The sequence below is a fragment of the Sphingomonas citri genome, assembly GCF_019429485.1.
GTDB classification, from domain to species: Bacteria; Pseudomonadota; Alphaproteobacteria; order Sphingomonadales; family Sphingomonadaceae; genus Sphingomonas; species Sphingomonas citri.
In genome coordinates, this window is sequence record NZ_JAHXZN010000006.1 from 211,151 (window position 1) to 220,643 (window position 9,493).

Consider the following 9,493-nt stretch of genomic DNA (forward strand, 5'->3'; position numbering starts at 1 on the left):
TTGTCCGCCACTGACCCCGTTCATCGCACCGCCGACGCCGACCAGGCCGCGGCGCTGCACCAGCTCGTCCTGCAATCGCTCGACGACGACCAGGCGGTGGACACGATCTCGATCCCGCTCGCGGGCAAGTCGTCGATCGCGGACCATATGGTGATCGCCAGCGGGCGCTCGACCCGCCAGGTCGCCTCGATGGCGTCGAAGCTGGCCGAGAAGATCAAGGGCGAGACCGGCCGCTCGGCGCGGATCGAGGGGCTGCCCAGCGCCGACTGGGTGCTGATCGACGCCGGTGACGTGATCGTCCACCTCTTCCGCCCCGAGGTGCGCAGCTTCTACAATCTCGAGCGGATGTGGTCGTTCGGCGACGCGCCGCCCGCTGCCGGAATGGCATAGGACTGCCCTTCGTCCTCCCCTGCGAGGGAAGGATCGATCCTTCGCCACACACATCGGATGACGCCGCGACGCATAGCGGCTAACCTCGCGCCATGCTGCTCCACATCGTCGCGCGCGGACGGATCGGGCGCTCGCCCGAGGCCGAGCTGGTCGACCGGTACCTCAAGCGGATCGCCTGGCCGACGCGGCTGAGCGAGCTGCCCGACCGCGGCGGGCGCGAGCCCGACCGGCCGGCGCAGGGCCGCCGCGTGCTGCTCGACGAGAAGGGCGAGACGCTCGGGTCCGCCGCCTTCGCCGCGACGCTCGGGCGCTGGCGCGACGACGGCGTGCGCGAGGCGCGCTTCCTGATCGGCGCGGCGGACGGTTTCGGCGATGCCGAGCGGGCGGAAGCCGACCTGCTGCTCTCCTTCGGCCGCGCCACCTGGCCGCACCTGCTCGCGCGCGCGATGCTGGCGGAGCAATTGTTCCGCGCCACCAGCATCCTCGCCAACCACCCCTATCATCGCGAGGGCTGAGCCGGTGCGCGTGTCCCGCGCCGGCGCGGCGCTCGCGCTCGCGCTGCTGGCGCCGTCCGCCGCGGCACTGCCCGACGTGCCGGCGCGGCGCGCGGGCGTGCAGCTCGCCGGTGCCGAGGCCGAGATCGCCGCCGAGCGCACCCGCGCCGACGCGATCGCGGCGCAGCTGGCGCGGCAGCGCGCCGCGCTCGCCGCCGAGCAGGGACCGATCGTGCGGCTCGTCGCCGCGGTGGCGGCGGTGGCGCGACGGCCGCGCGCCGCGCTGCTGGTGCGCCCCGGCAGCGTCGCCGATCTCGTCCACGTCGAGGCGGTACTCGCCGCCGCGACGCCGCGGCTGCGACGCCGCACCGCCGCACTGCGCGGCGCACTGGCGCGGACGCGCGCGCTCGCGACGAGTGCGGCGGCGACCGAACGCGCGCTCGCCGCCGAGCGGGCGCGGCTGATCGAGGCGCGCGAGCGGCTCGCCGCGCTGAGCGACGACGACGAGCGCGCCCTCGCGCTGGAGGAAACCGCACGGGACACCGCCGACCGCATCGCCGCGCTGGGCGGCGCGCAGGCGGTGCTGGGCGACCTCATCGCGCTGCCGGGTCCACCTGGGGGCATCACCGCGCGTCGCTCGCTCCCGCCGGCCTATCGTCTGCCCGCGGGCGGTCGGCTCGTCACCGGGCTGGGCGAGCTGTCGGACAACGGCGTGCGCTCGCGTGGGCTGACGCTGGCGGTGCCGCGTGGCGCAGAGGTGATCGCGCCCGCGGGCGGCGTGGTACGCTACGTCGGCGCCTTCCGCAGCTACGGCACGATCGTGATCATCGATCACGGCGCGGGCTGGCAGACGCTGGTCACCGGTATCGCGGTGCCGTCGGTGCGGCGTGGTGCGACGGTCGCTGCCGGCGCCGCGCTCGGTCATGCACCCGAGCGCGGCGAGGCGCGCGTCACGGTCGAGCTGCGGCGTCGCGGCATACCCATCGACGTGGCGCAGCTGGTGGGGTGACGGGATCAGGCACGCGTTGCCGCGTGAACCAAGGGAGAGGCTGGAACTCCCCTGCTTACCCACGAACGCGGGAACCCGGAGGCAAACGGAAAAAGGCCCGCGCCGCCCTCGGCCCCCGCGCTCCCGCCTGTGCGGGAGAACAGGGCGAGGCAGTCCGCGGGCAGTCCGCGCCGCCCTTCACTCCACGAAGGGCTCGACGGCGATATGGCGCCCGCGCAGGAACGCGTCCGCGACCAACCGCAGCGGCGCGACGTCGACGTCGGACTCGCCGGCGCGGACGATCTCGGCGAAACGGCGGTACAGGCCCGGATATTCGCCGTGCAGCTCGGCGTCGTGCGCCACCGCCTCCTTGCCGTCGATCGTCAGCACCGAACCGCCCTTGGCGAGCAGCAGCGTGCCCGCGTCGGTCTCGACCTCGATGTCCCAGTGCTGCGGACCTTCCTGGCGGAAGTCGAGATCCATCGCGATCGCGCTGCCCGCGGTGTCGCGGAAGGCGACTCGCGCGGCGATCGGTGCGGCGCGGTTCGACGGCACGTCCAGCTCGGCGGTCTCGACGAAGAAGGGGCGTGGCAGGATCCGTGTAGCGATCGACAGCGCGTTGATGCCGGGATCGAACACGCCGAAGCCGCCGGGCTCCCAGATCCAGTCCTGTCCCGGATGCCAGACGCGCACGTCCTCGCGCCAGGTGATCGTCGCACGCTTCACCTCGCGACCGGATAGCCAGCTGCGCGCGGGCTCGACCCCGTCGGCGTAGCGCGAGTGCCAGCTGGCGAACAGGCTGACGCCGCGCGTCGTCGCCGCGTCGCGCAGCGCGGTGACCTCGGCCAGCGTCGCGCCGGGCGGCTTCTCCAGGAAGACGTGCCAGCCCTGCTCGATCGCGAACTGCGCGATGGCGCGGCGCACCTGCGGCGGGGTGCAGAGCGCGACCGCGTCGACCGCGACGCCGCTCGCGGCGAGCGCCTCGACGTTGGGGAAGAAGGGCAGGCCACCCACCGGTTCGCCGTGGCGGCTGACCGTCGCGACCAACTCGATGTCGTCGTTGCCCGCGATCGCGGGCAGGTGCTGGTCGTGCGCGATCTTGCCCATGCCGACCAGCGCGAGGCGGATGCGGGCGCTCACAGCGCGCGCACCTGCACCGGCGCGTCGGGCGCGTCGGTCAGCGGGTTGCGCAGCGGCAGCGCGAAGGGCGCGGCGCTGATCTCGAACACGTCGCCGGGCTGGGTCTTTACGCCATCCGCCACCGACAAGGTCGCGGTGCCGAAGAAGTGGACGTGGACGTCGCCGGGGCGGCGGAAGCCGGCATATTTGAAGTGGTGGTGCTCGAGGTTGGCGAGGTGGTGCGACATATTGTCCTCGCCCGTTAGGAACGGCTTCTCCCACAAAGTCGCGCCATCGCGGACGATGCGGCTGGTGCCGCGGATGTCCGCAGGCGGCGTGCCGAGCAGCAGCTCGGGGCCGAGCGCGGCCTGGCGCAGCTTGGAATGCGCGAGCCACAGGTAGTTGTGCCTCTCGGTGACATGGTCGCTGAACTCGTTGGCGAGCGCGACGCCGAGGCGATAGGGCGTGCCGTCGTCACCGATCAGGTAGATGCCGGCGAGCTCGGGCTCCTCGCCGCCGTCCTGCGCGAAGGCGGGCGAGGCGAGCGGCGCCTCGGGTGCCACCAGCGACTGGCCGTCGCCCTTGTAGAACCACTCGGGCTGCTGCCCGACCGCGCCCGCGGCGGGCTTGCCGCCCTCGACACCTTCCAGGAACATCCGCATCGAGTCGGTCTGGTGCGCGGCGTCGGCCGCCGCCTTGTGCATCTTGTCGCGCCCCTCGGCCGAACCGAGATGGGTCAGCCCGGTGCCCGCGAGCAGCAGCCGCGCGCCGTCCTCATGGTCGATCGCGGGGAGCAGGCGCCTGGCGTCGAGCTCGGCGGCGAGATCGACCGCCTCGTCGGTGCGGCGCGCCGCCGCGGCCGCGGCGAGCGTGGTGCCACGCGCGATCGCGTCCAGCGCCAGCTCACGCGTCGTGGCGACGCCGTCGAGGAAGTAGGCGGCGTCGCCCTCGGCGAGGATGACGCGACGGCGACCGTCGTCGCCGCGGTGCTGGAGCAGGCGGGTGAAGCTCATGCGAGGTCCTTGAGCGCGGTAATATACTGGCGTGCGTCCTCGCTCACCGCCTCGGCCGACTTGCCGGGGCGGTAGAGGTTGGAGCCGAGCCCGAAGCCGTCGGCGCCCGCGGCGCGCCACTCGGCCATGTTCTGCGGGGTGATGCCGCCGACCGCGAGCATCCGCGTCGTCTTGGGCAGCACCGCGCGCTGCGCCTTGAGGAAGGCGGGGGTGGTGCCGTCCGCGGGGAAGAGCTTGAGCGCGGTGGCGCCGGCGGCGAGCGCGGCGAAGCCCTCGCTCGGCGTGAAATAGCCGGGCAGCGACACCAGCCCGGCGGCGACGCTGGCGCGGATCACCTCGGGGTTGGTGTTGGGCGAGACGATCAGCGTGCCGCCCGCATCCTGCACGCGCGCGACGTCGTCGGTGGTGAGCACGGTGCCGGCACCGACCATCGCGCGCCCGGCGAGCCGCTCGGCGAGCAGTCGGATGCTCTCGATCGGCTCGGGCGAGTTGAGCGGTACCTCCAGCAGGGTGAAGCCCGCCTCGACCAGCGCGTCGCCCACCGCGGGCGCCTCGGCCGGGGTAAGGCCGCGCAGGATCGCCACCAGCGGCGCCTGACGGAAGGCGGCGTCGAAGGCCGCGAGAGGGTCGGTCATCGGGTCATCTCCCACAGCCGGTGGATCCCGGCGGCGAAGGCGCGCTCGTTGTCGAGCGCCAGAGCGGTGCCGCCGCACGAGTCGATCGCGGCGGCGTAGAGCGTGGCGAGGTCGCCGCTGGCGAGCAGCTGAACCGGGCGGCCCTTGAGGTCGCTGCGCGCGCCGACGTCGGCGCCGATCAGCACGCCGCTGGCGAAGCTGGCAGCGTCGACCGCGTCGAGCCGGTCGAGCAGCACGCGCGCGCGCACCTCGAACAGCGCGACGGTGAGGTCGCGCGCGCCCGCACCGCGCGCCACGCCGGCGCGGAAGGCAGCGCCGTCGGCGACCGGCCCGTCGAGCATCGCGCTGAGGATACCGTGGCCGCGCAGCAGCGCGAACAGCTCGCCGGTCAGGGCGGTGGCGACGTCGGTGATCTGACCGGCGGTGGTGGCGATCCACTTGTTGTGTGTGCCGGGCTGGCAGAACAGCGCGTCGGCGGGGGCGAGACCGGCGGCGAGCGCGCCGAGCACCTGCACCTCCTCGCCGCGCATCACGTCGGCGCGCTCGCCGCCGCGCAGCGCGACGCCGGGCAGCAGCAAGGCGCCGGCGTCAGGGAGGTGCAGCGCGCCAGCGGCGAGCGCGGTGAGGTCGGCGGGGGCGTCGACATAGGGCACCTCGCGCCAGCCGCGGTTCGAGCCGACCATGCCGGCGGCGATCACGGGCAGGTCGCCGAGCCGCGCGCGCAGCGTCGCCAATTCCGCGGGATAATCGTCGGCGGTGAGCGCGAGCACCCCGCGCGAGTCGCGCAGCGCCTCGCCGAACGTCCCGTCCGCCGCCACGCGCCACGCGCGGCGGTTGGTCGTGCCCCAGTCGATGGCGATATAGTCGCCCGCCACGCATCCCTCCTAATCTATTTGTAAGACATAAACCGCTGTGCGATCAGGTCAAGCCGGTGCCGGTGCTGACCGGCGACAGAACAGAAGGAGAGCGGACGATGGCGGACGAGGTGACGACGCTGTGGCGCGGCGGCGCACTGCTGGGCGAGGGGCCGGCGTGGGATCCCGCGAGGGGCGTATTGTGGTTCACCGACATCAAGCGGCGCCGGGTCCATCGCTACGATCCCGCGAGCGGCGACGTGACACAGTGGGACGCGCCGGCGCAGGTCGGCTGGGTGCTGCCCGCCGACGACGGCGCGCTGATCGCGGGATTGCAGACCGGACTGGCGCGCTTCGATCCCGACACCGGCGACTTCACGCATCTCGCCGAGGTCGAGCCCGAACTGCCCGGCAACCGCCTCAACGACGCCACGGTGGCGCCCGACGGCTCGATCTATTTCGGCTCGATGGACGACAGCGAGAGCGGCCCGACCGGGCGCGTCCACCGCTGGGACGGCAGCGCGGCGGTGGCGACCGCGATCCCCGCGGTGGCGATCACCAACGGCCCCGGCATCGCGCCCGACGGGCGGACGCTGTATCACGTCGACACGGTCGGCGGGGTGATCCACGCGGTCGAGCTGGCGCCCGACGGCACGACGGGCACGATGCGCGACTTCGCGCGGATCGACCCGATCGACGGCCACCCCGACGGCGTCACGGTCGATTCGTTGGGCAACGTCTGGGTCGGCCTGTGGGGCGGGTGGCGCGCGCGGCTCTATTCGCCTGCGGGCGCGATCCTGCGCGAGGTGCGGATCCCGGCGTCCAACGTGACCAAGGTCGCGCTGGGCGGGCCTGACCTGCGCACGGCCTATGTCACGACCGCGAGCATCGGCCTCGACGACGCCCAGCGTGCCGCGCAGCCCGAGGCAGGCGGGCTGTTCAGCTTCGCGGTCGAGGTGCCGGGCCAGCCGCTGCCACCAGCGCGCGCGAACGGGTGAACGGGGCGCGATAACGTGCGTCCGCTATGTCACCCCGCTCGTGCTAAGGGGCGCCCCGTTCGCGCCGAGGAGCCGCTGAGCCCGCCGAAGCGGCGTCTCGAAGCACCGTCCGGCGCGGCGCCGCTTCGAGACAAGGCTTCGACACGCTCGGCCTCTCCTCAGCACAGACAGATGGTGACGCATCCTCGTGCGTGACCCAAATCGAACGGCCGGCGCTCCCCCGAGGGAACGCCGGCCGCCCACGAAACCATCGGTGTCGTGCCGCCACCCTCAGGCGGCGGTCTCCTGTGCCGCGCTGTCCGGGAAGGCGTTGGTCGGGCGCGAGCCCCACACCGCATAGAACAGTACGTACAACTCGCACGCCGCGGGAACGAGGAACGAGATGCTCAGCCCGTGATGGTCGGCGATCCACGCCTGCACCGTCGCCAGCGCGCCGCCCGCGATCGCCATGATCAGCAGGCCCGAGCCCTCCTCGGTGAGCGGACCCAAGCCCTTGATCCCCAGCGTGAAGATCGTCGGGAACATGATCGAGTGGAACAGCCCGACCAGCACCAGCGCCCACATCGCGATATGGCCGGTGAACAGCACCGCGGTCATCACCAGCACGAAGGCGACCAAAGCGTTGAACGCCAGCAGCTTCTCCGGCGCGATATAACGCATGATCGCGGCGCCGACGAAGCGACCCACCATCATCCCGCCCCACAGGAGGGTGAGATAGCCGCTGGCATCGGCGGCGCTGAGGTTGGCGATCTGCGGCTGCTGGATGAAGCTGATCAGCAGCGAGCCGACGCAGATCTCGGCCAGTACGTACAGGCCGATCGCGGGCACGCCGAACACCAGGTTGCGGTGCTGGAACAGCGAGTGGCGGCGGCGCTCGTCGGCGGCGATGCGGTTGGTGGCCGAGCCGAGCTGGGGCAGCTTGAACAGCGCGATCGTCACCGCGATCACCACCAGTACGCCGGCGATCAGGATATAGGGCATCTGCACCGACTGCGCGTCGGCGAGCCGCTGCGCCGCGCTCAGCTGCGTCGTGCCGCCCTCGCTCGTGCCCGAGGCGGAGCGTGACAGGATCAGCATGGCGCCGAAGGTGGGCGCCACGAAGGTGCCAAGCGAGTTGAACGCCTGCACCAGGTTGAGCCGGAAGGAGGCGCTCTCGGGCGGGCCGATCACCGCAACATAGGGGTTGGCGGCGACCTGGAGCAGCGTGATGCCGGTGGCGAGCACGAACAGGGCGGTGAGGAAGAAGCCGTAGGAGGCGAGCTGCGACGCCGGCACGAAGCCCAGCGCACCCACCGCCATGATCAGCAGGCCGACGACCATCGACTTCTTGTAGCCGATCCGCTCGATCAGCTTGGCGGCGGGAAAGGAGGCCACACCGTAGGCGATGAACCAGACGAACTGGATCAGCAGCGACTGGGTGTAGTTGAGGTCGAACACCGCTTTCAGGTGCGGGATCAGGATGTCGTTGAGGACGGTGATGAAACCCCACATGAAGAACAGCGAGGCCAGCAGCGCGAGCGCGGGGCGATACGAGACGGCCCCTCCGCCCCCCGTCGCGACAGCGCCGCTGGAAATCGGTGGTCCGGCCATCATCCTCTCCTTGTGACGCGCGGAACTGGGTTGCGCGTGCTCGATATGTCTGACTATATTCCGGGTGGTCGCCGGGTCAATGCGGAAACGCCGCAGAACGGCGGTGTTGAGGCGCGTGCGCTAGGACGTTCGGGAGAGGTCGGCAATGGTGAGATGGGCTGCGTGGAGCGGGTGGACGATGGCGGCCGGCAGCCTGTTGGCGGCAGTGGGCGCTGACGCCGCGACCGCGAAGCGCGAGGCGTTCGGCCAATTGCCCGACGGCACCGCGATCGAGGCGGTGGTGCTCAGCGGCAGCAACGGCGTCAGCGCGCGCGTGATGACGCTCGGCGCGACGCTCCAGTCGCTCAACGTGCCCGGGCGCGACGGCAAGGTGGCCGACATCACGCTCGGCTACGACGACGCCGCCAGCTACGTGACCAAGCCCAATTTCTGGGGCCAGACCGTCGGACGCTATGCCAACCGCATCCGCGGCGGCAAGTTCGCGCTCGACGGCAAGAACTACCAGCTGCCGCTGAACGACAAGACCAACTCGCTCCACGGCGGCACCAAGGGCTTCGACAAGGTGATCTGGAAGATCACCGAGGTGAAGTCCGGACCCAGGGCGAGCGTCACCATGGTGATGACCAGCCCGGCGGGCGACCAGGGCTATCCCGGCACGCTCCAGGTCACCGCGACCTACAGCCTCGACGACGCCGGTTCGCTGACGATCGACCTCGGCGCCAAGACCGACGCGCCGACGATCGTGAACCTCACCAACCACGCGCTCTTCGACATGGCGGGCGAGGGCTCGGTCGGCGGCATCTACGCGCAGAAGCTGACGATCCCGGCGAAGCGCTACACGCCGGTCGACCCCACGCTGATCCCGACCGGCGAGCTCAAGCCGGTGGCGGGCACGGTGTTCGACTTCACCCAAGGGCGTATCGTCGGCGAGGGCGTGCGCGACGGGCGCGACCCGCAGATCGTGATCGGCCGCGGCTACGACCATAATTTCGCGCTCGACAAGGGCGCCACCAAGGAGCCGCAGCTCGCCGCGCGGCTGGAGGATCCGGTGTCCGGCCGCGTGCTCGAGGTGCTCACCACCGAGCCGGGCGTGCAATTCTACTCGGGCAACTTCCTCGACGGCTCGCTGATCGGCAAGTCGGGCCACGTCTATCGCATGGGCGACGGCATCGCGCTGGAGCCGCAGAAATTCCCGGACACCCCCAACCAGCCGGCGTTCGGCTCGGCGCGCGTCGATCCGGGCAAGCCCTACCATCATATCATGGTCTTCCGCGTCTCGACGGCGCGCTGACCCGGAGCGAGCGATGACTGAGAGCACTACACCGCCGGCGCTGCGCAGCCGGGCGTGGTTCGACAATCCTGCGAACATCGACATGACGGCGCTGTATCTGGAGCGCTACCTCAACTTCGGC

General features: G+C 71.7%; 10 protein-coding genes. 5 read left to right on the top strand and 5 right to left on the bottom strand.

Annotated elements, in window-relative coordinates:
- The 3 genes from rsfS to KZ820_RS22255 all read left to right on the top strand — a co-directional run bounded on the left by rsfS (position 1) and on the right by KZ820_RS22255 (position 1,893).
- Complete coding sequence (gene rsfS, locus KZ820_RS16280; protein WP_219749642.1) at positions 1-390, top strand: ribosome silencing factor; 390 nt, start codon at positions 1-3, stop codon at positions 388-390.
- A 92-nt stretch (positions 391-482) separates the two neighbouring features.
- Positions 483-905, top strand: a complete 423-nt coding sequence (locus KZ820_RS16285) for a 23S rRNA (pseudouridine(1915)-N(3))-methyltransferase RlmH (protein ID WP_219749643.1) — start codon at positions 483-485, stop codon at positions 903-905.
- Positions 906-909: 4 nt separating this feature from the next.
- Positions 910-1,893, top strand: a complete 984-nt coding sequence (locus KZ820_RS22255; RefSeq protein WP_219749644.1) for a murein hydrolase activator EnvC family protein — start codon at positions 910-912, stop codon at positions 1,891-1,893.
- Positions 1,894-2,070: 177 nt separating this feature from the next.
- Here the strand turns inward: KZ820_RS22255 and KZ820_RS16295 are convergent, their stop codons facing one another.
- Genes KZ820_RS16295 through KZ820_RS16310 form a run of 4 tightly spaced genes read right to left on the bottom strand, consistent with a single transcriptional unit; the run spans position 2,071 to position 5,514 of the window.
- Positions 2,071-3,012 carry a Gfo/Idh/MocA family protein gene (locus KZ820_RS16295; protein WP_219749646.1) on the bottom strand — a complete coding sequence of 314 codons (942 nt, stop codon included), beginning with the start codon at positions 3,010-3,012 and terminating at the stop codon, positions 2,071-2,073.
- Positions 3,009-4,004: an AraD1 family protein gene (araD1, locus tag KZ820_RS16300; RefSeq protein WP_219749647.1), complete on the bottom strand. Its 996-nt coding sequence runs from the start codon at positions 4,002-4,004 to the stop codon at positions 3,009-3,011. The genes KZ820_RS16295 and araD1 overlap by 4 nt, the downstream gene beginning before the upstream one ends.
- Positions 4,001-4,639, bottom strand: coding sequence for a 2-dehydro-3-deoxy-6-phosphogalactonate aldolase (locus KZ820_RS16305; protein ID WP_219749649.1), 639 nt, complete (start codon positions 4,637-4,639; stop codon positions 4,001-4,003). The genes araD1 and KZ820_RS16305 overlap by 4 nt, the downstream gene beginning before the upstream one ends.
- Positions 4,636-5,514, bottom strand: coding sequence for a 2-dehydro-3-deoxygalactonokinase (locus KZ820_RS16310; protein ID WP_219749651.1), 879 nt, complete (start codon positions 5,512-5,514; stop codon positions 4,636-4,638). The genes KZ820_RS16305 and KZ820_RS16310 overlap by 4 nt, the downstream gene beginning before the upstream one ends.
- Positions 5,515-5,612: 98 nt before the next feature.
- On the opposite strand from KZ820_RS16310, the gene KZ820_RS16315 reads away from it, so the two are divergent.
- On the top strand, positions 5,613-6,491 hold the full coding sequence (locus tag KZ820_RS16315; RefSeq protein ID WP_219749653.1) for an SMP-30/gluconolactonase/LRE family protein: 879 nt from the start codon (positions 5,613-5,615) through the stop codon (positions 6,489-6,491).
- Positions 6,492-6,761: 270 nt separating this feature from the next.
- Here the strand turns inward: KZ820_RS16315 and KZ820_RS16320 are convergent, their stop codons facing one another.
- Positions 6,762-8,081 carry a sugar MFS transporter gene (locus KZ820_RS16320; protein ID WP_219749654.1) on the bottom strand — a complete coding sequence of 440 codons (1,320 nt, stop codon included), beginning with the start codon at positions 8,079-8,081 and terminating at the stop codon, positions 6,762-6,764.
- Positions 8,082-8,259: 178 nt separating this feature from the next.
- On the opposite strand from KZ820_RS16320, the gene KZ820_RS16325 reads away from it, so the two are divergent.
- Positions 8,260-9,372 carry an aldose epimerase family protein gene (locus tag KZ820_RS16325; RefSeq protein WP_444547592.1) on the top strand — a complete coding sequence of 371 codons (1,113 nt, stop codon included), beginning with the start codon at positions 8,260-8,262 and terminating at the stop codon, positions 9,370-9,372.
- Positions 9,373-9,493: the final 121 nt, after the last annotated feature.

What these genes read in the sequence shown, in the direction of transcription:
- KZ820_RS16285 (WP_219749643.1), top strand. Translation starts at nt 483, where the DNA reads ATGCTGCTCCACATCGTCGCGCGCGGACGGATCGGGCGCTCGCCCGAG.
- araD1 (WP_219749647.1), bottom strand. Translation starts at nt 4,004, where the DNA reads ATGAGCTTCACCCGCCTGCTCCAGCACCGCGGCGACGACGGTCGCCGT.
- KZ820_RS16305 (WP_219749649.1), bottom strand. Translation starts at nt 4,639, where the DNA reads ATGACCGACCCTCTCGCGGCCTTCGACGCCGCCTTCCGTCAGGCGCCG.
- KZ820_RS16315 (WP_219749653.1), top strand. Translation starts at nt 5,613, where the DNA reads ATGGCGGACGAGGTGACGACGCTGTGGCGCGGCGGCGCACTGCTGGGC.
- KZ820_RS16320 (WP_219749654.1), bottom strand. Translation starts at nt 8,081, where the DNA reads ATGGCCGGACCACCGATTTCCAGCGGCGCTGTCGCGACGGGGGGCGGA.
- KZ820_RS16325 (WP_444547592.1), top strand. Translation starts at nt 8,260, where the DNA reads ATGGCGGCCGGCAGCCTGTTGGCGGCAGTGGGCGCTGACGCCGCGACC.